18 protein-coding genes, 2 pseudogenes and 1 other annotated feature are annotated in these 24,984 nt (G+C 34.7%); of the genes and pseudogenes, 3 read left to right on the top strand and 17 right to left on the bottom strand.

Annotated features, from left to right (window positions below):
- Window positions 1-42: 42 nt before the first annotated feature.
- From GTO82_RS00295 to GTO82_RS00265, 7 genes and pseudogenes are all read right to left on the bottom strand, one after another.
- Window positions 43-957: a prolyl aminopeptidase gene (locus GTO82_RS00295; RefSeq protein ID WP_180873370.1), complete on the bottom strand. Its 915-nt coding sequence runs from the start codon at window positions 955-957 to the stop codon at window positions 43-45.
- 32 nt (window positions 958-989) lie between these two features.
- A complete protein-coding gene (ubiE, locus tag GTO82_RS00290; protein ID WP_180873369.1) occupies window positions 990-1,712 on the bottom strand; it encodes a bifunctional demethylmenaquinone methyltransferase/2-methoxy-6-polyprenyl-1,4-benzoquinol methylase UbiE in 723 nt (240 codons plus the stop codon).
- A 62-nt stretch (window positions 1,713-1,774) separates the two neighbouring features.
- Window positions 1,775-3,139: a branched-chain amino acid transport system II carrier protein gene (gene brnQ / locus GTO82_RS00285; protein ID WP_180873368.1), complete on the bottom strand. Its 1,365-nt coding sequence runs from the start codon at window positions 3,137-3,139 to the stop codon at window positions 1,775-1,777.
- A gap of 91 nt (window positions 3,140-3,230) precedes the next feature.
- Window positions 3,231-5,081 carry a flavocytochrome c gene (locus GTO82_RS00280; protein WP_180873367.1) on the bottom strand — a complete coding sequence of 617 codons (1,851 nt, stop codon included), beginning with the start codon at window positions 5,079-5,081 and terminating at the stop codon, window positions 3,231-3,233.
- 131 nt (window positions 5,082-5,212) lie between these two features.
- Window positions 5,213-6,104, bottom strand: a pseudogene (locus GTO82_RS00275) (LysR substrate-binding domain-containing protein).
- Between the two features lie 182 nt (window positions 6,105-6,286).
- Entirely contained in the window at window positions 6,287-7,771 is a 1,485-nt protein-coding gene (locus GTO82_RS00270; protein ID WP_180873366.1) for an APC family permease, read from the bottom strand.
- A 70-nt stretch (window positions 7,772-7,841) separates the two neighbouring features.
- Window positions 7,842-10,505, bottom strand: coding sequence for a mucin-binding protein (locus GTO82_RS00265; protein ID WP_180873365.1), 2,664 nt, complete (start codon window positions 10,503-10,505; stop codon window positions 7,842-7,844).
- Between the two features lie 257 nt (window positions 10,506-10,762).
- Between GTO82_RS00265 and GTO82_RS00260 the strand changes: the two genes are divergently transcribed.
- From GTO82_RS00260 to guaB, 3 genes and pseudogenes are all read left to right on the top strand, one after another.
- Window positions 10,763-11,776 carry a D-2-hydroxyacid dehydrogenase gene (locus tag GTO82_RS00260; protein ID WP_180873364.1) on the top strand — a complete coding sequence of 338 codons (1,014 nt, stop codon included), beginning with the start codon at window positions 10,763-10,765 and terminating at the stop codon, window positions 11,774-11,776.
- A gap of 76 nt (window positions 11,777-11,852) precedes the next feature.
- Window positions 11,853-12,428, top strand: a complete 576-nt coding sequence (locus tag GTO82_RS00255; RefSeq protein WP_014566930.1) for an SGNH/GDSL hydrolase family protein — start codon at window positions 11,853-11,855, stop codon at window positions 12,426-12,428.
- A 73-nt stretch (window positions 12,429-12,501) separates the two neighbouring features.
- A pseudogene (gene guaB, locus GTO82_RS00250) lies at window positions 12,502-13,653 on the top strand (IMP dehydrogenase).
- Between the two features lie 43 nt (window positions 13,654-13,696).
- Here the strand turns inward: guaB and GTO82_RS00245 are convergent.
- The 10 genes from GTO82_RS00245 to GTO82_RS00200 form a co-directional block, all read right to left on the bottom strand.
- Window positions 13,697-15,031, bottom strand: coding sequence for a dihydrolipoyl dehydrogenase family protein (locus GTO82_RS00245; protein WP_180873363.1), 1,335 nt, complete (start codon window positions 15,029-15,031; stop codon window positions 13,697-13,699).
- Between the two features lie 209 nt (window positions 15,032-15,240).
- Window positions 15,241-16,290: an AI-2E family transporter gene (locus GTO82_RS00240; protein ID WP_023599024.1), complete on the bottom strand. Its 1,050-nt coding sequence runs from the start codon at window positions 16,288-16,290 to the stop codon at window positions 15,241-15,243.
- An 807-nt stretch (window positions 16,291-17,097) separates the two neighbouring features.
- Window positions 17,098-17,361 (bottom strand): hypothetical protein, encoded by a 264-nt coding sequence (locus tag GTO82_RS00230; RefSeq protein WP_135014519.1) that lies wholly within the window; start codon window positions 17,359-17,361, stop codon window positions 17,098-17,100.
- A 365-nt stretch (window positions 17,362-17,726) separates the two neighbouring features.
- Window positions 17,727-17,999 (bottom strand): hypothetical protein, encoded by a 273-nt coding sequence (locus GTO82_RS00225; RefSeq protein WP_041818405.1) that lies wholly within the window; start codon window positions 17,997-17,999, stop codon window positions 17,727-17,729.
- Between the two features lie 381 nt (window positions 18,000-18,380).
- Window positions 18,381-18,618, bottom strand: a binding site (T-box leader).
- Window positions 18,619-19,063: 445 nt separating this feature from the next.
- Window positions 19,064-19,189: a hypothetical protein gene (locus GTO82_RS09675; protein ID WP_004898362.1), complete on the bottom strand. Its 126-nt coding sequence runs from the start codon at window positions 19,187-19,189 to the stop codon at window positions 19,064-19,066.
- A 169-nt stretch (window positions 19,190-19,358) separates the two neighbouring features.
- Window positions 19,359-20,246 (bottom strand): alpha/beta hydrolase, encoded by an 888-nt coding sequence (locus GTO82_RS00220; RefSeq protein ID WP_180873362.1) that lies wholly within the window; start codon window positions 20,244-20,246, stop codon window positions 19,359-19,361.
- 89 nt (window positions 20,247-20,335) lie between these two features.
- The gene (locus tag GTO82_RS00215; protein WP_180873361.1) at window positions 20,336-23,185 is read right to left on the bottom strand and encodes a DUF3427 domain-containing protein; all 2,850 of its coding nucleotides are present in this window, start codon (window positions 23,183-23,185) and stop codon (window positions 20,336-20,338) included.
- Between the two features lie 62 nt (window positions 23,186-23,247).
- Window positions 23,248-24,075 (bottom strand): exodeoxyribonuclease III, encoded by an 828-nt coding sequence (locus tag GTO82_RS00210; RefSeq protein ID WP_094497652.1) that lies wholly within the window; start codon window positions 24,073-24,075, stop codon window positions 23,248-23,250.
- A gap of 136 nt (window positions 24,076-24,211) precedes the next feature.
- Window positions 24,212-24,478: a GlsB/YeaQ/YmgE family stress response membrane protein gene (locus GTO82_RS00205; RefSeq protein ID WP_004898354.1), complete on the bottom strand. Its 267-nt coding sequence runs from the start codon at window positions 24,476-24,478 to the stop codon at window positions 24,212-24,214.
- Window positions 24,479-24,517: 39 nt separating this feature from the next.
- Entirely contained in the window at window positions 24,518-24,679 is a 162-nt protein-coding gene (locus GTO82_RS00200; RefSeq protein WP_004898353.1) for a CsbD family protein, read from the bottom strand.
- Window positions 24,680-24,984 lie beyond the last annotated feature (305 nt).

The following is a 24,984-nucleotide window of genomic DNA, read 5'->3' as shown; positions in this document are numbered from 1 at the left end:
TATTTACTTTAAATTATATAGTATTATTTCAATGAAAGCGATTTATTTATCTTTAAAATTACCTGCTTCAACTTCACGAATAAAGTCAGCCAAGTGTTTGTAGTAAACATCTGGATTATCAACCATATGGTGGTGACCGCCATCAGGAGTAGTAACTAGGCGTGAATTTGGAATTTCTTTTTGCATAATTTTAGCAGTAGAAATTGGCATAGTTTCATTTTCACCAAAAGTAATTAAAGTTGGTACTTTAATATTCTTAAGTTGGTCTCTAAAGTGCCAATCTTTAAGCTTACCAGTAATAACAAATTCATTATCACCTTGAAAGACATTGTAAACAGCACTTCCGCCAAGATCCTTTAAGTGATAAAGCTTTGAAGGTTGCTTTCTATCAACAAAATTAATATTTAAAATTTGTACATCATCTTGGTAGCGTTGATTATCATAGTCATTATTCTTTTCGCATTCATGCATGAAATCAATTTCTGTTTGAGGAAGAACTTCTTGTCTTCTTCTGTTTACGGAATCAACATACTCATCAATTTCATCAACCATTGAAGAGATAATTGCTCCCTTTAAATGCTGGCCATATTTAACCGCATATTCTTGCACCAAAAGTCCACCCCAGCTTTGGCCAATTAAGTAGAAATTATCTAAGCCAAGCTTTTCCCGCACTTCATCAACTTCATCTAAGAAGTATTCATAAGTTAAATACTTCTTAGCAATTTCTGGATCTGAGTAATCTGGTTGATCAGAATAAAGTGACCCTAGTTGATCATACATAGTTACTTGAACATTAAGTCCCTGTTTCTTTAATTGTTCTGCAGCATCTTCCCAATATTCATGATTTCCACCAGGACCACCGTGAAGTGCTAATAAATGAATATCACCTTCGCCTTGAGTATTAGTCCACAAGTGATAACCGTTGTCTAAAGTAATAATTTTAGTGCCAGTTCTCATAAAATTCTCCTTTTTAGTTTTTACTTTATATTTTATCTCATTTTCTTTTTAATTCCGATATGAATTGCACCAGCACCTAAATTTAATTTGGTTATTGTTACATTTTTAAAACCATCTTGCTCAAGCATTTCCTTTAAACGCGTAGCTGAAATAAATTTAGCCGTCGTATGTGATAAGTACTTATAATCGTCAACATTAGCACCCAGTAATTTAGCAAAATTAGGAAATAGTTTGAAGTAACTCTCCCACCCTAACTTAATAATTGGATTAGTTGGCTGTGAAGTCTCTAGAATTCCAACTTTTCCACCTGGCTTTAAAACCCGATAAATTTCTTTCAAAACTTGATCTGCATCCGGCACATTACGCAAACCAAAACCAATTGTTACAATGTCAAAGCTTTGGTCCGGATAAGGCAGATGCATTGCATCCCCTTGCTTTAATTGAATTTCTTTTTGTAAATTTTGTACTCTGATCTTTTTGTCAGCTAAGTCGAGCATTTTTTGATTAAAATCTAGTCCAATTACATTGCCAGAAGGACCCACTTGTTTTGCAAGGGCAATTGTTAAGTCACCCGTCCCGCAACATAAGTCTAATGCAAAATCTCCAGGCGCTACTCTTAATTCTTTAAAGAACTTTTTCCGCCAGCCATTTTGTGTTCCTAAGCTAATTAGATTATTCATCTGATCGTAATACGGAGCAACTCGTGTAAATAAATCATGAACGTCTTTTTCAGGTACTTTATTAGTTAAACTCATTTTTATCACCAAATTTATTATCCCAACAAAAAAGCTATGATTCAAATGAACCATAGCTTTTCTTAAATTCGATTAGATTTACGACGCCAAATGTGAACTAAAATTCCAATAACTAATCCTAAGATAGTCGGTACAACCCAGGCTAGACCAACATTAGCAAATGGCAAATACTGAAGTCGAATACGACTAACTGCATTATAGAATGGCGTTCCAGCAATTGGTGCTGGCAAGTTTGTAATTAAATCAAAGACTGCTGATATTAAAGTTAATGCCATTGTTATTTGATAGATTACCCTATCTTTTTTGAAAAATGGTGAGAATAAAGACAAGATAATCAAAACAATTGCTAAAGGATATAAGAACATTAAGACAGGAAGTGACCAGTGAATAATTTTATCGAGTCCTAAATTTGCAGTTGCAAATGATCCGATACAAGCGATGGTTAACCATTCCTTATAACTAAATTTTGTATAATTAGCGGAAAAATCTAGTGCAAAAGCAGCTAAAACCCCAACCGCTGTCGTTAAACAAGCTAAAAATACTAAAACAGCCAATAAAGCCTGACCAAAGATACCAGCATAGTATCTAACGATATGGGATAACAGAACTCCGCCATCACTAGTTATTCCAAAATGTCCTAATGACATTGCTCCGACCATAATCAACAAAGTATAAATTACTCCGATAGCAATAACGGCTATTAAGCCAGACTTTGCTGTAATTTTTGCTGTTTCACTTTCATTGTTACCAATTAATTCTTTAATAGCTGTTACCACGGTTACGCCAAAAGCAAGACCAGCTAAAGCGTCCATCGTGTTATATCCTTCTAAAAATCCTTTTACTATTGTTCCTTGAGCATAATCTTTACTAACGGGAACAGTTCCTAAATTACCTAACGGACGGGCAAAGGCAATAACAAAAACTAGAAATAGTAAAACTAGAAAAATAGGATTTAAAATTTTACCCAAAGAAGATAGGATGTCACTTTCGTTATATGCAATAACAAAAACAATTGCAAAAAAGATAGCGGTAAAAATAATTAATCCGCCGCCTTGAAATTGCTTAGGAAGAAGTGGGGCTACCCCTACCGTATATGCTACAGTCGCATTTCTTGGTGCCGCAAATAAGGGGCCCATGGTTAACTGGATCAAAGTCATAAACAAAAGAGCAAAGACTTTTCCTACCGGTAAACCTATTTGATAAACACCATTACTACGAGTAATAGCAACTGCTAGGAGTGAAAGTAGCGGTAAAACTACCCCAGTAATTGAAAAACCAATTGCTGCTGGTCCCCAATTTTTACCAGCAAGCTGGCCTAAATGAAGTGGGAAAATTAAGTTTCCTGCACCAAAGAATAGTGCAAAAATCATTGATGCTACAATTAAATATTGTTTTGTTGTCAGCTTATTTTCCTGCGCTTCTCTCAATTATATTCCTCCAAAAAAATCAATTATTTTTAGTATTTTAGCAAAAAAACGCTGTAAACTCTAGTGTTTACAACGTTTTAATGGATTAATACTATTTTTCTAATTCATCATTTGCGCTATTTGCGGCAATTCTACCAAAAGTAAAGATATCAGCAAGCGAATTTCCACCTAAACGGTTACCTGCGTGAATTCCGCCGGCTACTTCTCCAGCAGCATATAGACCAGGAATTTGCTTACCATCTTTATCTAAGACATGAGCACCTGTATCAATCTTCAAGCCACCCATAGTATGGTGGATGGCTGGCTTTCTCGGTGTTGCATAAAATGGAGCAACTTCACATTTTAGATTAAAGGCTGATTTTTCAAAATCTGGATCTTTTCCTGCTTCAACATAAGAATTATATTTCTCAATGGTCTCAACTAAAGTAGCAGGATCCATTCCAACTTGCTTAGCTAGATCTTCTAAACTATCCGCTCTAAACAAGGTACCAGCTTTAACTTGCGCATCAATTGATTCTTGAGTTGTGTTATAAGCAGTATCTTTGATCTTGTCGTCAGCAATTAAATAGAACAAGCCACCATTATCAATAGCTGCCTTAGTTAAAACATCACGTTCTGCAAACTCATTTACGAAACGCTTGCCCTTTTGATTAACCATAATATAGTTTTCTGGTGGAGTTTGTAGGCCAGTAAATAGCTCACCAGTCTTTGGATCAGAAACGGGCATCATCTGAATAAAGCCCATTCCGACTAGATCTGCACCTGCTTCTTTACCAAGATTAATTCCGTCACCAGTAATTGCAGGAGAATTAGTAGTGGCAATATTATCGTCAATATGCTTCCAATAAGTATTATATTTTTGAACCATTGGCGTATTTGCCCCAAATCCACCAGCAGTTAAAATTACAGCCTTAGCATGAACAGTGATTGTACTGCCATCTGGTCTTTTAGCGAGAACGCCTTTAACTTGATCATCTTCAATAATTAAGTGCTTAGCTCGAGTATCGGTCAGAATTCTTCCACCATGATCCTTTACCCAATCACCTAAAACATGAATAAAGGCATAACCCATTGGCTCAACTGGCTTGTGACCTCTTCGCCATAAGGCACCTACTGGCATTGTTACTTGACGGCGATCGAATTTTACCCCTAAATCACTTAACCAGTGCACTGAATCCAGGGCATTATCGATTAACTCTTTGACTAAAGCATAGTTACCGTGAATTTCATTTCCATTTAAGTCGGTTCTCTTACCACCTAAATAGGTTTGGATTTCATGAAGTAATTTTGAATCAAATAGATAATCAGCACCAGAGTCTACATATTCTTTTATTTGCTTTTGTAATTTTTTAAAGTCTTCTTGATACTCTGGATCAATCTCTTCAAGTGGAGTTGCTGCTAGTTCTTCTAAGGTTTCTTTTTCACCGGCTAAAGCTTTAAATTCATTTTGCCAATCTGGTTCTGCAGCATTCATTGGACCACCAGCACGACTAGTGTTTCCTCCAATTTGTGGGAACTTTTCAAGTACAATGACATCTTTACCATGTTGAATACTTCTAGCAGCTGCAGCTAGACCTGCACCACCAGCTCCAACAACTACAAGATCAGTCGTATAAGTTTCATCTTTAGCTCTTTGTTCTTTAGGTTTAGCTCGCTTCTTCCACTCATCTGGGTCTCCGCCAGCTTCACTAATTGCCAATGCTACCCCATCAATAACTCCATGGCTAGAAATAGTAGCACCACTAACTGTATCAACATTTAAAGTCTGATTTTCAACAATTTCTTCAGGCAAACGTCTAAATACTTCGTCAGCTACTCCCTTAGTTTCACCTTTAGCGTCAACCTTAATATCTTCAATCTTATTTTCGGAAAGAGTAACTTCCATAGGCATGAAACTTGCGCCATGTCCTTGAGCTTTTACATTGTATTTTCCTGATTTCATAATTTTTCTACCCTTTCTTAAATATTTTCACCTAAATTATAAGTTATTAAATCTGCAGGCTTAAATATCTTTTTTACAAATCACTAATAACAAATTTGTTATAGCTAGCCTAGTGTGACTTCTCATTTACCTTATCTAATAATGGGTTGTAAATTTTTCTTTTTAAATTCTTCAACCAAATTTTTTAAAGCCTGTGATTTCGTTTTTTCGGCTTTTGTTGCAATAAAGAAAGTAACATTAATTAAGTCGTAGCTTAAGGGAAAGAGATTAATGGGTGTTTCACCAATTCTTTTAATGATACTAGCAGTGGAGATAGTTAATCCCATCCCATGAATGGCCAGACTAGTCGCAGTGATAATATTTTTCGATTCTAAAACGACTCGTGGCTCTAAATGAAATCGTTGGAAAACTCCGTTGACTTGGTGCCGAATCGCCGAACCAGGAACACTTAAAACAAATGGTTCTTGTAATAATTCCTTAAGATTTAAGTCATCTGGTTTAAGGATAAATTTTCCTTCCTGATAATACGGCGATGAAGGTGAAATTACGACATAGTATCTTTCACCGCCATTACTTACGATATCTAAGCTTGAATCAATTGCCTCTGGAGTTTGACCAATATAGCAATCAATATTTCCACTTAGTAAATTTCTTTCACTTTCTCTGGGGAAGTTTTCAAAAATCTGGTAGTATTTCTGGTAGTAAATAGGTACCTAGACTCTCTAAAATTCCAATTTTGATAATTTCTTTACTAGGATGAGTGTATTGGGCGATTTTTTTATTTAATTGTTGTTTGTTATAAGAAATATTTTCTAAATATTGATAATACAGTAATCCTGCTTGAGTCAATGCATAAGGCTTTTTATCCCGATCAATAATTGGCGTTCTTAACCGGTCTTCTATTCTTTTTATTAACTGGTTGAGATAGGGTTGAGAAATATAGAGCTTTTTTGCTGCTTTCACAAAACTATCTTCTTTGAGTAATACATCAATAAAATGCTGTATTTCTTCTGGGTTATTCATTATTTATTTCCTTAATATAGTTTATAAATTATAAGCAAAAGAGCTATGGATACCTCAAATTTACCATAGCTCTTTTGCTTTACACTTTTTACTTGAATACAATCCTAATTTAATATGGTTTATAATTTTTTACAAGTAAAAAATTTGATTTATTAATAATTCTTATAATTTTATTTATTCTATTAAAATTTGTAATGGTAGTGATAGATAATCAACGGCAAAATCGTAACGATTAGGCACAAACCAATCATCGTCCAAACATAAACACCTCTTAATTCAGCTGGTGTTCCTTGTGCTGGAATAAAGGAAATAAAGAAAGCTACCACAGTTATTACCAGGGCAATAATTGCAATTATTACTCCTAAAGCCTTGCTCTTTGTCATATAATAACTGCGTTTTAAGTTTCCGTGTTTTACTTTTAAAACAATATAGGAAATTAACATTAAAATGTAGACCATCAAGTACTGAGCAGTCGTAGCAGCTAACGAAACATTAAAAGCAAAATCGGAGTTCTTTCCACTAGTAAATGTTATTAAAATTGCGGATGCAGTTACAATCAAAGTCTGTAAAACAATCAGCCGCATCGGTACATCCCGATCAGTAGATTTAGCGAAAAACTTAGGCATATAGCCTTCTTTAGCAGCTTCAAACATCCCCTGACTAGGGCCAGCAAGCCAATTTCCGAGTTCTCCAATAATACCAGCTGCCAGTAACACACCGATAAATTTCTTAATTACATCCCCTGGTAAGCCAATTGAATCTAAAATTTTTCCAAAGGCATAAACAAACCCAGTAGAATTTTGAATTTGATCTTTCGGAATTGTCATTCCAATCGCAGTACTACCAAGTAAGTCAAAAGAAATAGCAGTAACAGCTAAAGCGAGCATAACAGTGGAATACTTCTTAGGATTTTCCAAATATTTTGCATGTGGAGCAGATGCTTCACCACCACAAAATGCCAACACAAATGGCACAAAAGCTACTAAGGTGTCTCCAGTTAAATGATGCGGAAAGATAGTATTCCAATTTAAATGCATGTATAGAGGACGCCCTTGTAAGAGATATACAAAGAAAGTAATAATTAACAAAATTACAGGTAAGGCTATTCCAAGTCCAAATAACCATTCTGCAATATGGCCTATTTTCTTAACTCCTACCATTTCAACAAGAGTAATTGACCAAATAATTACCATCATCAATAGAAATCTAATACTTGGTGTAGTGTTAAACCAAGGGGTATCAAAGGTAATAGATAATGCACCAATAATTACGTACATCATTGTGTTCATCCCAACAGTAATGTGAATCCATTGGTAAAACATAGCTGTCCAGCCAGCTCGATCTCCTAAGGACCCTTTTACCCAAGTAAAAATTCCACCCTTGTCCCAGTCATCAACTGATGCCATTTCTCCTGCCATTTGCGTAATTGGTACAAACCATATTAGCCCTGCCAATAGCAAATAAAAGACTGCTGTGGGGCCAGTTTTTCCAAATGGAGCTAACTCATTAACGGAGATAACCATCGATGAAGTCATTGCGAACAACTTCAGTGCTGTTAACCGATTATACTTTTCATCTTCTTCTAATTTAGTCAAAGACTCGCTTTTATCAGACACAATTTTTCCTCCGAAAAAGTTTTTTCGAAAATTAATTATACACTTCTTCATCAAAATTGGTCTAAAAACTTTAAAAATAAAAGAGCTAGATTTGCTTAATCAAATCTAGCTCTTTTATCTTCTATTTCATCCATGGAAAAATGTGCTTTAAAACTTTATGGTCTTGCTCATTTTGTCCTTCTACTTGTGTAGATTCTTTCTTAGGATTTGTATCCGCTTTATTTTCTTCCTCTGTTTTTAATGAGTGCTTTTTCTCCTTTTCCTTCTCTTCAGTTTTTTCCTCTACCTTCTTTTCTGGTTTTACATCTTTATTCTTTTCTTGAGCTATTTTTTTAGATTCTGCTTTTATTTCGCTCATTTCATCAAAAGTATAATATCTAACCGGTGTATTTTCGCTAGCATTTCTTACTGTAATTATTGCTTGCTCTGGAAGATAGTTCATGATTCTAGGTACACCTTGTGTTTTGATTACTTTAGTTGCATCGCTTGGATCTGTTACATAGAGTGGCTGCTCTACGCCCTGCAACACATTACCTTTTGTATCAACTGGTACTATTCGCCCATTAGCTTGATAAGTTACTGTGAAGGTTAGATCGGCTTTTTTTACTTTCTCTTCATCAATTATATTTTTGTCTGCATGATAACCATCAATGACTGGTGTTTTTACCGCTATGTATTGCTTCTTGTCTACCAACCACCCTGTTGTATACTTACCCGCATCTACTAATTCACCCGTATTCTCATCAACAGTCAAAGTTCTTGTCCAATTAGCACCCTGAATTCTAGTAATTGGGGTGTGGTCACCAGCTCCCTCATATTTAATTATCTCTTTAACTGGGACGCTATACAAAGTGGGCTTAATCGGACGATAAGGATGTTCGCTATTCACAGGGATATAGCGTGGCTTTAAGGTATAGGCCACCTTAATATCCGTAAAAGGATCATTGACAGAAATTGTATTTTTAACTGGTGCATATCCTGGCACTTCTGGTACTTCTTCAGTAAAGAGAACACGCACAGGATCATATGGATCATTAACGTATGTTGGGTGCATAGCATTTTTTATTTCATTTCCATGCTCATCAACCGGAATCATTTTTCCAAGCGGAGTATAGGTAATCGTAGCCATTAAGTCAGTTTCCATAACTGGGTGTTCGCCAATTAAGCCAATATTTGCGGCGAAACCTTTAATTACAGGTGTAGGAGTTGCTTCAAAAATATCTTTATCAGCCACCCAGTCTGTCGTATACATCCCATTCTCAATAATTTCTTTGCTTACTTCATCATAAGTAATTGTTCTTGTCCAACGCACTGTTTGTTCGGCATCTGGAGGAGTTTGGCTACCTGCTCCTTGATAATGAACTCGGGCTGTAACAATTCGGCGGTAATAGGCCGGACTCATTGCTTCTTGAGGATGTTTTTCATCGACCGCAACATATTTATGAACTAATAAATATGGAATTTCATAGTTACGGCCTGGGTCTGCAATTTTTTCTTCTTTAATTTGTTTTAAGACAATATTTTCTAGGTCTAATTCCGGTAAAACTACCTTAGTTGGATCAATTGAATTAGTAAGTAGTTGCTTTTTACCTATTTCTGAAAATTCATTATAATTTACATCAACAGGAATTAAATATCCGTTTGGATAGTATTTAACTTTTTCAGTTACATCCTGTTTTTCTACTGGTGAAGCTACTACTTCACTAATCTTAGTATGATATCCCGAAACTACATGTACGGAAACTGAGGGATAAGTTTCATTACTTTGCCATTGACTTGTGTATTCTCCGGGAATAATTTGTTTAGTTACGATATCAACTGTTAAGTTCCGTTTTAAAATAGCTGTTTGAGTTACATCATCTAGCTTTTTATTATCTACTCCTGAAAAATTAATTGTCCGATGAACTTCTTTTTCGTACAGACTTGCATTAATTCCTGTAAATGGATGTTCAGAGTTAACTACTTGTTTTTTATGCTTTAAAACCACAAAAAAGATTTGAATATAGTCTCTACTATTTCCAAAAACAGGCTTCTGTTCCTCAGAATCAAAATCATTAGTAACAACTTCATATCCCTTAGCTGTTAAATTTTTCAAAACTTCTGCAGTATCATAAGCTATTTCTTTTCCAGGTTTTCCTTTTAATTCTCCAGAAGTTGCTAATTCGCGGTTGTTATCATCAACGTCAATAAATTTTATTTCAGCTTTTTGCCTTCTAGCATTTTTCTTATTAGGTGAATAAGTGACTACATATTCATACTTTGGCTGTTGAATAGTTGCTGTTTCTCCACCAATCACTGCCTGATCGGGTGTATAGTTCATCACCGTCGGACTTCCAACTAAAGGAAAGGAATACTTTTCTGGTTGCCAGGTATTAGTTAATAATCTTTTCTTAGTGACTTTGTCATAAATAATTTTTCTATTAAAAGCACCCTCACTAACCTTGTCAGGGATACTTTGATCGAGTCCAACATAGTGAACTACTTGCTCACCTTGCATTTGAACATCCTCTAGATGACAACCATATTTTAAATTTTTGGCAGTTATTTCTTCTTTCCCATGTTTAAAAGTAAGCGTGAATTCTTGAGAGTCTTCATTAAAGAAATTCACTTCATCATTTGGATCAAACGGATTATTAATCAGTACATAACCAGCAACTAGTAATTTTCTTATCTCATCTTTTGTACTGTACTCTATTCTTTCTCCTACTTTTCCCTCTAACTCTCCTGAATTTGCAAGTTCAACCAAATTATCGTCTAGATCTACATATTTAACAACAACTGACATTACTTATTCCCTCATCTATCTTGATCAAATTTTAATAACATATTAGTAGCTTACTTATCATGCTTTTTTCCTAATCATTATCATAAGGCACCCTATATTGATAAGCAAAAGAAAATATATTTTTTATAACATTAACAGTTTCACATGAAACATCTGCAAAAGAAGTTTCAAAAAAATTAGATTTTGTGTTTTTATTAACAAACTCAAGTGTATAATAAAAGACGGTCATACTATTAATTTTGACGGAGGTTTAATTTATGACAAAGATTTTTGCTTACGCTATTCGTAAAGATGAAGAACCTTTCTTAAACGAATGGAAAGACGCACACAAGGATATTGAAGTTGAATACACTGACCAACTTTTAACTCCTGAAACTGCTAAATTAGCTAAGGGTGCTGATGGTGTTGTTGTTTATCAACAATTAGACTACACTCCAGAAACTCTTCAAGCTTTAGCTGATGCTGGCGTAACTAAGATGTCATTACGTAACGTTGGTGTTGATAACATCGATATGGACAAGGCTAAGGAATTAGGCTTTGAAATCACTAACGTTCCTGTATACTCTCCTGACGCAATTGCTGAACATGCTGCAATCCAAGCTGCTCGTGTACTACGTCAAGATAAGCGTATGGATGAAAAGATGGCTAAGCGCGACTTACGCTGGGCACCTACTATTGGTCGTGAAGTTCGTGACCAAGTTGTTGGTGTTGTAGGTACTGGTCACATTGGTCAAGTATTTATGAAGATTATGGAAGGCTTTGGCGCAAAAGTTATTGCTTACGATATCTTCAAGAATCCAGAACTTGAAAAGAAGGGTTACTACGTTGACTCACTTGATGACTTATACAAGCAAGCTGATGTAATTTCACTTCACGTTCCAGATGTTCCTGCAAATGTTCACATGATCAATGATGATTCAATCGCTAAGATGAAAGACGGCGTTGTAATCGTAAACTGCTCACGTGGTCCACTTGTTGACACTGATGCTGTTATCCGTGGTTTAGACTCAGGTAAGATCTTTGGCTTCGTAATGGACACTTACGAAGGCGAAGTCGGCGTATTTAATAAGGATTGGGAAGGTAAAGAATTCCCAGATGCTCGTTTAGCTGACTTAATCGATCGTCCAAATGTTTTAGTAACTCCACATACTGCTTTCTACACTACTCACGCAGTACGTAACATGGTTGTTAAGGCATTTGACAACAACTTGAAGTTAATCAACGGTGAAAAGCCTGACTCACCAGTTGCTTTAGACAAGAACAAGTTCTAAAGATTATATTATTGATAATTAAAAAGATCTTGAGATTTTCTCAAGGTCTTTTTTCTACCCTAAAGGATTTTTTACAATGAAATTACTTCTTACTGGCGACAGTATTATTGCCCGTTCAGAAAACCACACTATCCCAGAAATTAACTTTCAATTACAAAAACTAAATTCGTATCAGATTTACAATACAGCTATCTCAGGAATTAATTCTGGTGGACTTGCTCTCTCTTTACCCAATTTGGTATTTAATCAACCAAAATGCGATTACTTGATCATTTTAGTTGGCACTAATGACTTAGCAGTACACAAGCAAGTCCCCTTACAACAATTTGAGGATAATCTAAAATTAATTGCTTCTAGTATTATTTGGCTTTATTACCCAGGAAAAGTTATCTTAATCACTCCGCCTGCAGTTGATGAAAATAAGCAAAAAGTCCGAAATAATCTTTTAGTGCAAGAGTATAGCAACATAATTAAACGCATTGCAAATGAATATAAATTTTCGTTTATTGATCTAGCAAGTAAGATGCAGGCAAATAAAAATTTTCCAGAAATTTTCAATGGTAAAAAGAACGATGGCCTTCATTTTGGCGTTAAAGGCTATGAACTACTCGCAAAATTAATTGGTCAAAAATTAAATCAAATTTCTAATTGATTTTTGCCAGATATTCGAGTAAAGTTTAGCTAATTTAATATTAAAACGTTGCTTCTAAAGAAAGGACTTTACACTGAGTTTGTGGGAAACAAAATTTGCAAAAAAGGATTAACTTTTGATGATGTACTTTTAATTCCAGCTGAAAGTCATGTGCTGCCGAATGAAGTTAAACTGGATACTAAATTAGCGCCCAATCTTCAACTTCATATTCCACTCATTTCTGCAGGAATGGACACTGTTACTGAAGGAAACATGGCAATTGCCATGGCAGAAAATGGTGGTTTAGGGGCTATTCATAAAAACCTTTCAATCGAAGCCCAAGTTGAAGAAGTAAAAAAACTAAAGGTAAAACTGTAGATCCTAACTTACCTCACCCTGCAGTTGATGATCAAGCTCGTCTTTTAGCTACAGCTGCCGTTGACGTTACAAGTGGTACTTTTGAACGTGCTGAAAGTTTACTTGAAGCTGGTGCTGACGCAATTGTCATTGATACAGCCCACGTTCATTCCGCTGGCGTTTTACGCAAAATCAAAGAAATTCATGAGCATTTCCCTAATGCTACATTGATCGCTGGAAATGTTGCTACTGGGGAAGGAACTGCTGCTCTATTTGATGCCGGAGTAGATGTTGTTAAAGTTGGAATTGGACCTGGTTCAATTTGTACTACACGTATTGTTGCTGGTGTGGGAGTTCCACAAATTACAGCTATTTATGACGCTGCTAGTGTTGCATAAAAATATGGCAAAAAGATAATTGCTGATGGTGGTATTAAGTATTCTGGAGATGTTGTTAAAGCTTTAGCTGCAGGGGAAATGCTGTAATGCTTGGTTCAATGTTCTCAGGAACCACTGAGGCTCCAGGAACAAGCTTTACTAATGAAGATAAGCAAGTCAAATCCTACCGCGGCATGGGTTCAGTTGGCGCTATGTCTCAACAACATGGCTCATCTGACCATTACTTCCAAGGTGGAGTTAATGAGGCAAATAAATTAGTTCCCGAAGGTGTTGAAACCTTAGTTCCTTATAAAGGCGATGTTTCAAATATCATCTACCAAATTAATGGTGGTCTACGTGCAGGTATGGGATATGTGGGTGCAGGTACAATTAAAGAATTAATTGAAAATAGTCAATTTGTTCAAATTACTAATGCTGGTCTTCGCGAATCTCACCCACATGATGTTCAAATGGCTAAGGAAGCTCCAAACTATGGCGGTAGTGACTTATAAAATTTATATTTGTAATGAAAAAGCACCTCATGGTGCTTTTTTTCTATCTCAAAATTCCTTCAATTTTATCGGCCAATGCAGGATAAATTGGTAATACATTTCGATGCCATTCATTTTTATTAATTCTTAGACCAATAATTGGTACAAAATAATTTATATCGTTAACTGCGCTCATACTTATTTCACTAACACCAACAATGTAATTGGCTTTATCATAAACGACAGTTAACAAGTCCTTCTCCTTTTGACCAGCATATAAACTACTTTGGCTTAGTTCGTATTCTCTAATTTCAAAATTATCTCCATCTTCAAGAACACTATCAGGATTGATTCCAGCTTGAGCTAGTTGCGGAAAAGCAAATACTCCCGTTCCGATAGCCGGATAGTTAATTGGCTGAGTAATCCCCTTTTCAAGAGAATTAAAGAGGTATTGTGCTTGAAATTCTGCTACAGGAGTTAAGTTTGGGATGTCTTGGCTCGTAACATCTCCAATAGCATAAATATTATTAACATTTGTTTGAAGATGACGGTCTACGTCAATTCCTCTAGTTGAATAATCAATTTGAGCAGCTGATAGATCTAGCTTTTCAATATTTGGAGTACGTCCACTAGCATTTACTACATAGTCCGTTACCATTGGTCCATCTTGATTCAATTCAACAACATACTTATCACTTAATTGAGTAATACGAGTTGGTTCCGTTTCAAATTTAAATTGGATTCCTCGTTCTTTCATTTTTACAACCAATTCACGACTATATTTTTGATAAAAATGCCGTAATACTCGATCTCCTCGCACTAAAATAGTTACTTGACTACCCGCAGCAGCTAAAAAGGTAGCTAATTCCATTGCTACATATCCACCGCCAATAAACGTAATATGCTCTGGAAGCTTATTTAAAGAGAAAACATCGGAACTATCATGTAAGAACTTCGCCCCTGGAATCGAGAGTTCATGGGGGCTCCTTCCAGTTGCAATTATAATTCTATTTCCCTGGAAATATTGTCTATTTACTTCAATTGTTTGTCGATCAACAAAATGGGCACTCCCGCTAATTACATCACTGATTTTACTAATATTTTTTCTTGTTTCATTTGGCCAGCTTGCAAATCGTGCCTTTTTGTCTTTCATTAGTTGAGCCCAATTTAATTTTCCGCCTTGAGAAATTATTCCCTCTTTTTCAAATTGTTGATTTGATAAAACTGCTTGAACTGCTCCATCTAAATATATTTTTGGTTCACAGCCAACATTCGGGCAAGTCCCACCAAACAAACCACTTTCGACGGTTAAAATAGACTTATGTTGTGTATCTAAGAGCTTAACTAATTTATAAGCGGCAGACCCAGTTCCTAAAATTATATAATCATATTTTTTCATAACGTCGCCTCATATCTTTCTTTCATTTTCAGTTTATCAAAAAGTTGCATGAGACCGCTATCATAAGTACTCGGGATTTTTATAAAAAAACAAAAAAGACAATTATTTGCGTAATTAATAGTGTATTGTGAATAACCAAACTCCATTCATAATCTCATATATCCTACAATCATATTTACAATACACAAAAAGCAGCCTTTACAGCTGCTTTATTTTTTATCTTCAATTTTCAAAATTTGTGGTTTTTTCTTTTTAACTGATTTTACCCCGAGGATATCTAGTAAAAATGTAAAGATCGGCACACCAACAATTAGACCCCAGGTTCCCAAAAAGTGTTCTCCGACTAGTAAAACAACGAAGGTATAAAAGATTGGTAATTCTGTTTTGCTTGCCATAAACTTTGGATTCAAAATATAGGCTTCAATGGCATGAATAATCATAATCACAATAAAGATATAGATTACATACCTCAGTCCCCCAACTGAATAAGCAACTAAGCTCAAGGGAATTAAAGAAATAATAACCCCAGCAACCGGGATTAAACTAAGAATAAATACCATCAATCCTAGAGCTATAATTTGCGGCATTCTCATAATAATTAAACATATCATTGTCATCGCAGTATTACATAAAGCAATAAAAAATTGGGCTTCTAAGACAACACCAAAAGTGTTAACAAACTTATTGCCAAAATATGCAATATCTTCAAATAGCCAAGATAAGTGACGACTCTGCAAAAAAGTATGAGAAAATTCAGTCATGGAATTAAGCTCAATCGTATAGAAAAAGCTCATGATTAGCGACATGAAAAACGCTATAGTCAATGTTCCAAAATTAGTTAAAGCATGAACCAAAATAGTTACACCATGTTTTGCCTGTGTTGTAATTTCACTATTGCTAATGTAATGACTTAAGTAGCGTGATACCCAGTTCATATCATCCGATTGATAGAATTTAATCAGAGAATGAGTCATTTTTACAATTTGCTTAATTAAAATTGGCACATAGATCGTAATTGCAAAATAAATAATTGCAATTACTAAGAGATAAGCAAGAACTACAATTATCTGCGCGGGTAGGCTAGGAATTTTCTTTTGCGTAAACCGAATTAAATGCACAATTAAATATGTGAAAATAAACGTTAGCAAGATGGTGTTCATCATCGAGCGAGCTGCATATAAAACGAGAATAATTAAACAGAGGGTCACAAGACGATGCACAGTTGTATTTTCTTTAAATTTATCCCACGCTTGTCCCATTTAGTTCACTTGCCTCTCTATTTTTTACTTAATTATACACTTATCTTTTTCCTAAGAGCTTTGCAGTAAACTTTTAATTACCTATAAGAATGCTATAATAGCTATATATAGTTAATGAAAGCGGTATCTAAATGAGAAAATTGTGGTGGCTAGCAAACATTTATTGGATAATTTTGATTATGTAGGGAGGCGGTAAATTCTTTACATATGGTTTTGATACCTCTGAATTAGGTGAAACAGCTAGTTATGCCTTAATTCTCTTAGTACTCATCTCTACTAGCGTGCTAATTATCGAATTTCAAGCCGCATGGGGTATCTGGCTTCATAATTTTGATAAAAAGAAGCATCATGATAATAAGATTTAAAAAAGAAGATGCTTCAATGTAGTGACGCCCAAATTCATGCCCCACTCCGGGGGTTAACTTCAAAAACTGCTTTTTGTTTTGCTCTCTAACTCCCATCCGCTTCGGGCAAGTCTATCCTCGACGCTCCAGGCAGCTAAAGCCGTCTTCCGTGTCGTCTCGGAATAGCCAAGCGCTACGCTTTAGAGAATTACATATATCTTTCAATTATAGTAGTTTTTTTTTAATTTCTTTAAAAATTGTGTACCAAAAATACAGATATAACAAAATACAAATGAGTAAAAGAGGAATCTTAACCCACAGTGGCCACTGCATTGTCACATTTATAATTGAAGTATGGATATTCGTTTTGAAAATAGTATCTGAAAATATAGGAAGAAAAGGAATTAATCCTAATACTATTTCAAAACTAGTAGTAGCTTTTTCATAATTCACCATCACTTGACTAGATGACCGTAACTAAAATCCAAATTATATTTATAAAAAGTAAAATTAAAGCTACCATCCCTTTAAACAATGGGCGTCTTGTTGAAGAAAATCTATTAACTAAATATTCCATACTAGCTCCAACAACAATGTTCATTAGAACCATAACCACACGAAAAGAAATATTTCCCCACGGTGACCCAAGATTTAATATGGCTAATAACACAAAAGTTGTTGTTACATCATATTTATAAAAAAGAGTTGTAACAATACCTTTTTTCATAATAGTTTCTCGTATTTTCATAAGATTTCAGTATTCCGAAAAATCCTTAATGGTAGCTAGATTAAATTTGAACTATAAAAATGAAATAAATTTTATAATAAGCAAAAAAATCTACTACTAAATTAAAAACTTTTCTATTTGCTCAATTTATAAACTACTAAAGTAATTAGTCCTCCGCATATTCCGCTTAATATAATATTCAAAAACAAATTTGAAATATATGGGGCAATTAGAAAATTATAAAGTTCAATTACCAATGTTAAACAAATAAAATATAAAATTAATTGCTTTCTTTTCATAAGATTATTGTCCTCTATATCCAGTGAGTGTATCTTTCGAAATATGACTTACACCAATTTATCAAACTAACTAAGAGTTTTTTTCTTCTTATTCTTATACATTCGAAAAAGTGCAGTGCTAATTGCGAGTAAATTTACTCCAATAATAAAAGGAACCGCAGTAATAAATTCAGTATTCCAAAAATCCTTTATGGCGGCTTCAGTATGAACTCCAAAAATCATAGTACCAAAGCTGTAATAAGCCGAATAAAGTGTAATTAGTATTAGTCCTGCAAAATTAATTAGTAATAATCCAAATATCCATTTTAAAAACTTTTTAATGGAATTCATCCCAACCACATTGAGCCCCCACCATGCTACTGATGCCCAACCAACTCCAGGCAGTGTAAGATTTGCAAACTTTTTAACAGCCAAACTAGCAACTTTCTTAGGTGCATACTGCACAATTGCATTTACCATCATTGCTGATGCTTTCTTCCATGCATGAGATTTTAAATATCTCACAGTTGCAGGTTTAAAAATTATTTTGGCCAAATTTTTTAATTCTCCTAGGTCCATTTTATTTAATATACACTTTCCAAATCTATCAGGTGAAAAAGCATTTGTACTGTATACTCCACCTCTTGATAAACTTTTTCATAATAATTTTCTCCCAATTATTCCTATACTTAATAGCTTTGTTAAAGAAAAAAGCGCCCTACCAGACCAATTATTTTGATCTAATAGGGCGCTTATGCGCTGTACCACCTATGTTCGCTGAGCATAGCTCCAGCCTCGTTGCACGTGCGGCTCAAAAAGAGCGATACGTCGACGCTATAAAGGGCGTGCCCTGAAACTACTCAATTCGTAATTTCTGCTCAAAGGTGATTTTCAGCTAAACCTTCGTTGTTTCTTCGCACCAACCAGAAACTCTCTGTAGGACTTCAGTAAAACTTACTTTCCTTATCAAAGCCGTTTTTATTTTTGATTGAACATAATATTACAACGATAAAAATTAAAAGTCAACAATAATTTTAATTATTTATTAGTTAAATTATAATTTTAGCTATTTTTAATATAATATATTGTGATACGAGAAACCTGAAAATTTTGCAATAAAAAAAGGTGGTTCAACGACCACCCACAAGACGTCTTTTGACAAATATATGCGCGCTAGCAACGTAGCCTAATCAAGTTCTCTTTAAGGAATTGTACGCCTTGCTTGACGCATTTACTTTAATTGCTATTGGTTTAATATTGTACCAAGCTTCACGACTCGTTGTTTCAGTCACTCGATTGATCCACGAAATTAAGCGTTAATGCTTCGTGAGCAAAACAATCAGAAGTCACTTTTCTTAAGTGGCTTTTTTCGTACTCTAAATTTGAAAAGTTTTTAATTAAAATATCTCTTTTAACCAAAAACATTAGCAGTCGCGCATTTCTCTAACAAAAATTGAAGCATCCAAATTTAAATTCACTTGCTCATATTGTTCTTTCAATTCTGGATTTTTTCTAATGTCTTCTCTAATAAACTCTTGAATTTTACTCATCTTAGTTCATCCCATATTTTTACTTAAATACTTAGTACCTTTATGTTAGTATTTCCATTCTTTAAAGAGATTCATTTGATCTTCTTTAGATAATTTGGTCATAGGAAAACCCCGAAATCCATGTCCGAATTCCGGGGTCACTACCTTTCAAACATCTTCTTTTATTTTGCTATTGTAGCCATAAAAAATTAATAATTTGTTTCTCTACCTGTTTATTATAAGTTAATTGCCCATGTTCCGCATTCTTGCCAGTTATTGTGACTACACGATAGCTTTTAGCCATAGGAGCAACTAAGTATTCTAATGAAAGAGATGAAGCATTTTTTACAATCCCATCCGAATTTCCACCAATATTACCAATAATGTTTAAGACGTCTATTTCTTTGTTTGGATAAAGAGTTCGTAATTTTGTCATTTCACGATAGGTGGCATTCATTTTATTTGGCTTTCCTTCATTATTAACTCGAAGATTAGAAGGCTGTCTAATAGCAATTGGCAGCTGCTTAAAATCAAGTCCATCAAAATGTCCACCAATTGAGACTTGCTTATTTAATCTTGGTAAATTTGGATTATGGGCAGCTTGCAATAGATAATACATAATTGAAGTATTTCCCAGGGAATGTCCCACCATATTTACCTTTTTAATTCCATACTCATTTTGTAAAGTCTGGACTACATTTCTGGCGTAACGTCCATTTTCTTTAAAATCAAGTTGAACGTTATTTCGATAGTTTACCTCTACAATTGGATTAACAGCGTTATTTGGAATAGTACCAATCAGTTTAACCTTTCCATTTGCATCTACATCGGCTCTAATGACAGAATTCGTCACTCCAGCTTCTTGAGCAGCTTTTACCATATTCTCTTCTCCATGATAATTACTTAGTCCACCATGGAAAAATAATGTTGGAATTACATTGAGATTGTTTTTCGGCGTTTCACTTTTTTCAACATAGTATTTATGTGCTGCATTAGCTCTATTAGGTTTGTTTTGAAAACTGCATCCTGTCAAAACTAACGCTAATAACGTAATTAAAGAGACTAGTTTTATTTTCACCCTTATCTCATCCCTTCATTTTCGCAACTTAAAATTTATCAAATAATTATTATGAATTTCTATAATTTATCCTAAACTATGCTTAATTCTTAACTGAAAAGCAAATCATAGATTGCCTGATTTAACGGATGCTTGAGAATCAGATTCATTCCAACTGTACTCTTTTGCTTTAAACCTATTTTTTCTTCTTTAACAGAATCCTTTTGGATATCGGCAGTACCTAAGTAATAAAATTCCTTTCCCGCTGCATCGCTTTGCTTAACAAATAGGTGTAATTTCATATCTTTTGTATTAAGCAGCCGTTTTACCTCATCTGAATCAATGTGACGCGGCGTACGGGTATACCAGCGCAAACTATGTCCATTTTCTAAAGTATTATGATAGCGGGCACTTCTCTTCTTCTTTGAATCTTTTTGGTAAGTGATAAAAATTGGCGTTTCTTTTTCACCAACACGATAACCATACATTGGTGCTGAAACGTCCTTAGGCCAGTTTAAGAGGCGACAAACGTCTTTACGATCATATTGCTTATACAGAGTAAATTGTTGATCAGAATTATATTCTTTTGAAAGCGCCAAGCCTGTTTTTATGACATCTTTAAATAGGTCTTTAAATTGCTTATTAGCACTTAGGGCCTGTGAAAGTTGACTTGAAAATAGATAGTGCGTTCCGGTCTTTTCAACTAAAGGAACATTTCCATACTGCTCTTTTTTCGTTGTTTTTCCCTGTTTCACGTCAAAAAATCCTAAGGATAAAACTTTCTCAACTGAATCTAGTACAGCATCATTTACGTAACAATTTTTTCCTTCAAGTAATTGCATATAGGATGCTTCACTTACCTTTTCTTTAATTAAACAGTTTTCTAGTAGAAATAATTCATGCGGTCTTTTACCAAATAACAATTCCTTCGTTACAAAAGATAAAACAGAACTTTGATAATCTGTTAGCTCGACGTTTTCTCCCATTTTCTTTAAAAAATCGCCATAGTGGGCTAAAAGGTGATTTTTGGCAAAAACAGTTGGAGCGGTTGTTCCATATTGATAGAAGTCATATAAAAGAGGTGCGTGACCTAGTTTTGCCTTCAAATCTTCGTAAGACTTTTTTAGTTCTCGCATGCTATCTAGTTTTATTTTTTCAAGTGAATCTAAAATTCTTTGTGAAGCTACCTCAGTAAAGTTAATTGTTGAAACATCGATAACTTGCGGTAATTTACTTTCTCTAACAACTTGGTCTTTGTCACAACTCTTATCACCATTTAAGGCAATTGGAATTAGATAGTTATTCTTATAATTACCCAGGAAATCAATTACAGTTACATAGTCTTTTCCCGGAAATTTACGCAGTCCACGCCCTAGTTGTTGAATAAAAATGATACTCGACTGGGTATTTCGGAGCATCACAATTTGATTTAGCGACGGAATATCGATTCCTTCGTTAAATAAATCTACGGTAAATATATATTCTAATTCACCATTTTCTAACGTCTTAGTTACTTCTACTCGTTTCTTCTGATTGTCCTCATTAGTCAGAGCCTGTGCTGGGTGGCCTGCTTGCGTAAATAATTCTGCTAACTTTCGTGCTTCTTCTTGCCGACTGCAAAATACTAAGCCTTTAGCTTTTTTACCATAATACCCATAGTAATCAAGCTGCTTAAGGACATAATCAACTCGTTTTTCGGCAACTAGGTCTTTTAATTTACTAGTTTCAGTAATTATCTCATCGCCTACCGTATAATCTTCTACTCCCACATAATGAAATGGTGTTAACATCTGCTCATTCAAGGCATCCTTTAGCCTAATTTCATAAGCTAAGTGATAATCAAATACTTCATAGATGTTTTGCTTATCCATTCTTTCTGGCGTAGCGGTCATCCCTAGTAAAAATTTGGGCGTAAAGTGTTCTAAAATTTTTTGATAAGTTGGAGCCGCCACTCGATGGGCTTCATCAATTAAAATATAATCGAATTCTTTTGGATCCAATTTTGCTAAAACTTTGTCCTGGCTTAAAGTTTGAATAGTTCCAAAAAGATACTTTTTATTAAAATCATGCTTATTTCCAGTTAATAAACCATAGTCCTCACGACTTCCGCCAATTACCTTATAAAAACTCTCTAAAGATTTTTTTGCAATTTGTTCTCGATGTACTAGATAAAGAAACTTTTTAGGGTGATATTCTCGAACTGCAAAGGCTCCTAAATATGTTTTTCCAGTCCCCGTGGCAGAAACGACTAGGGCTCTTTTTGCATTCTCATTTACTAGAGCAGTTAAATTATTTAAAGCTGCTTTTTGCATCTTATTAGGCAAAATATCTTCTTTCTGATTATTTACCAAATGCCTAGCTATCTTTTTGACAGGCTGCCAATTTTTCTCGTATTCTCTAATCCAGGAATTGGTAAGCGGAATGCTAGTAGTCAATGTAATTTGAATTTGATTATTAACTTCTTGAACTAAGTGGCCATTTTCATGAGACGTTACTTTTAATCCCCACTCACAATTTTTTAATAAAGCTGATCTAGTAAAATTTGCACTCCCAATTAAAATAGTTTGATAATCTTCATGATTAAAGATATATCCCTTAGCATGAAAACCAGCTTCTTCACTTAAACGAACTTTCAGGTTCGGTATTTTCATTAATTCCTTGAAAACTTTCGGACTATTAAAGCCAAGATAAGTACCTGTAATTAACGTACCGCTAATTCCTTTTTTAGCTAGTTCCGACATCACTAATTTAAATGGAACAAGCATATTTTCAGAAATAAATGCAACTGCCCAAGTAAAAGAAGTAGCTGACAGTAATTCTTGCCGCAAAGTAAACCATATCTTGTTCTCCTTATCATTACTTACTAACTGGGGACTCAAGAATTCATTGCCATTATTTTTATCCTTATCGTATAACCCATTTAAAATTGCTTCTTTTAAAACGTTATCCACAACTTTCACTTCCCATCTAAATTAAAAAAGAAGACCTAAACGATCTTCTTTACTTATCCACAAGTGGATAATTATAAATTAATTTCTAGCATAATTGGACAATGATCTTTGCGATCTCCGGTATCGATCATTTCTGATTTAGTTACCTGATCAGCAATTCTATCAGAAACAATGTAATAGTCAATTCTCCAGCCCGAGTTATTGTCTTTACTCGTTCTTACTCTTTGAGCCCACCATGAGTAAACACCTTCTACATTACCATGTATTTTTCTGAAGGTATCAGTAAAGCCAAGCTTCAATAATGTATCAAAGCCTTGACGTTCTTCATCAGTAAAGCCAGCGTTATGGTGATTATTTTCGGGGTGTTTCAAATCAATTGGAGTATGGGCAACATTATAGTCACCACTCGCAATTACTGGTTTACTTTTATCTAATTTTTGTAAATATTCTGTATACTTTTCATCCCAAATTTGCCGATCTTCTAATCGCTTCAATTCATTACCAGAGTTAGGAGTGTAGACTTGAGTAACATAATAATTATCGAATTCTAAGGTTAAAATTCGTCCCTCATAATCCATTGTATCCGGTGCGCCAATAGTCGGCTTAGTTACTTCAGGCGTTAAAGTGTTTTTATATAAAAACATGGTTCCTGCATAGCCTTTTCTTGCCGGCTCTTCAGAAGAACGCCAGACATAGTCATAGTTAGGAAACATCTCTGCAAGAACTTCTTGGTGCTTCTTTGTTGGACCAGTAGAACGTAGTTTAGTTTCTTGAATAGCAATAATATCGGCATCTTTTTCTTTTATTGTATTTAAAACGCTACGCGTAAGTTGGGCACGCGGTGAATCACTGGTTAAAGCGGCATTAAGGGAGTCAATATTCCATGAAATTAAACGCATTGTTATCTCTTTTCTTACCTAGATTTTTATATCACATCCATTATACTATGAAAATTTAAAAGACCGCCCACAGAAAAAAGCAGTCGACTAAGACTGCTCTTTTGAGAGAAAATTATTAAATTGTGTTAAATATGATTTATGAATGAGCTTTTGACCCAAATAGCATTGTCATAATCCATGAAACTAAGATAACTAAAATAATAGCTCCTAGTAACGATGGAACAATTGCCATTCCCGCTACTTGCGGACCCCAGGCACCCAGCAAAGCCTCGCCTAGAGATGAGCCTACTAGCCCAGCAATAATATTTGCAATCCAGTTCATTGAGCCGCCTTTATGAGTAATGGCTCCTGCAATCAACCCGATTACGCCTCCGACAATCAAAACCCAAATCCAGTGAAGCATGGGGATCGCCTCCTATTTCTAAAATATACAATAAGTAGATTATTCTAAGTCTTCTTTTACTTCAGTAGCCTTAGATTTCACCTTTCCTTTAGCTTGTTGAGCTTTTCCTTCGACCTCACGAGCTTTATCACCGGTGATTTTTCCTTCTACTTCTTTAAGTTTACCTGCTACTTTGTCTTTAATTCCATGTTTATCTTCCATCATAATTAGGCTTCCTTTCCTAAAACACATAAAAGATTGATTTAGCTAGCTATTTTTAATCTTTGTATGACTTATGATTGATTAACTTAATCATACCAAGTCCTGATCAATAAAGATATTCTACTGCCTACAGCTCTGTAAGCTTAACATTTCCTTAATAACTTGTTATGTATATTAATTAAAAATTAATATTTTCTATACACATATTGTACACATATAATTCATTACTAGGCATTAAACCTACTTATACTTCCTCTTTATGATATATTTAGTCTAAAAATTTGAGAGTTGAGAGTAGGAGGTTA

This window comes from Lactobacillus johnsonii (assembly GCF_013487865.1).
GTDB classification, from domain to species: Bacteria; Bacillota; Bacilli; order Lactobacillales; family Lactobacillaceae; genus Lactobacillus; species Lactobacillus johnsonii_A.
This window is presented reverse-complemented; position numbering and strand designations above follow the sequence as displayed.

Coding starts and splice junctions, on each gene's coding strand:
- GTO82_RS09675 (WP_004898362.1), bottom strand. CDS start 19,189: ATGAGTAAAATTCAAGAGTTTATTAGAGAAGACATTAGAAAAAATCCA.
- GTO82_RS00230 (WP_135014519.1), bottom strand. CDS start 17,361: ATGAAAAAAGGTATTGTTACAACTCTTTTTTATAAATATGATGTAACA.
- GTO82_RS00260 (WP_180873364.1), top strand. CDS start 10,763: ATGACAAAGATTTTTGCTTACGCTATTCGTAAAGATGAAGAACCTTTC.
- GTO82_RS00210 (WP_094497652.1), bottom strand. CDS start 24,075: ATGCGTTTAATTTCATGGAATATTGACTCCCTTAATGCCGCTTTAACC.
- GTO82_RS00240 (WP_023599024.1), bottom strand. CDS start 16,290: ATGGGACAAGCGTGGGATAAATTTAAAGAAAATACAACTGTGCATCGT.
- GTO82_RS00255 (WP_014566930.1), top strand. CDS start 11,853: ATGAAATTACTTCTTACTGGCGACAGTATTATTGCCCGTTCAGAAAAC.
- GTO82_RS00265 (WP_180873365.1), bottom strand. CDS start 10,505: ATGTCAGTTGTTGTTAAATATGTAGATCTAGACGATAATTTGGTTGAA.
- GTO82_RS00295 (WP_180873370.1), bottom strand. CDS start 957: ATGAGAACTGGCACTAAAATTATTACTTTAGACAACGGTTATCACTTG.
- GTO82_RS00245 (WP_180873363.1), bottom strand. CDS start 15,031: ATGAAAAAATATGATTATATAATTTTAGGAACTGGGTCTGCCGCTTAT.
- ubiE (WP_180873369.1), bottom strand. CDS start 1,712: ATGAGTTTAACTAATAAAGTACCTGAAAAAGACGTTCATGATTTATTT.
- GTO82_RS00280 (WP_180873367.1), bottom strand. CDS start 5,081: ATGAAATCAGGAAAATACAATGTAAAAGCTCAAGGACATGGCGCAAGT.
- GTO82_RS00200 (WP_004898353.1), bottom strand. CDS start 24,679: ATGGAAGATAAACATGGAATTAAAGACAAAGTAGCAGGTAAACTTAAA.
- GTO82_RS00270 (WP_180873366.1), bottom strand. CDS start 7,771: ATGAAGAAGTGTATAATTAATTTTCGAAAAAACTTTTTCGGAGGAAAA.
- GTO82_RS00205 (WP_004898354.1), bottom strand. CDS start 24,478: ATGCTTCACTGGATTTGGGTTTTGATTGTCGGAGGCGTAATCGGGTTG.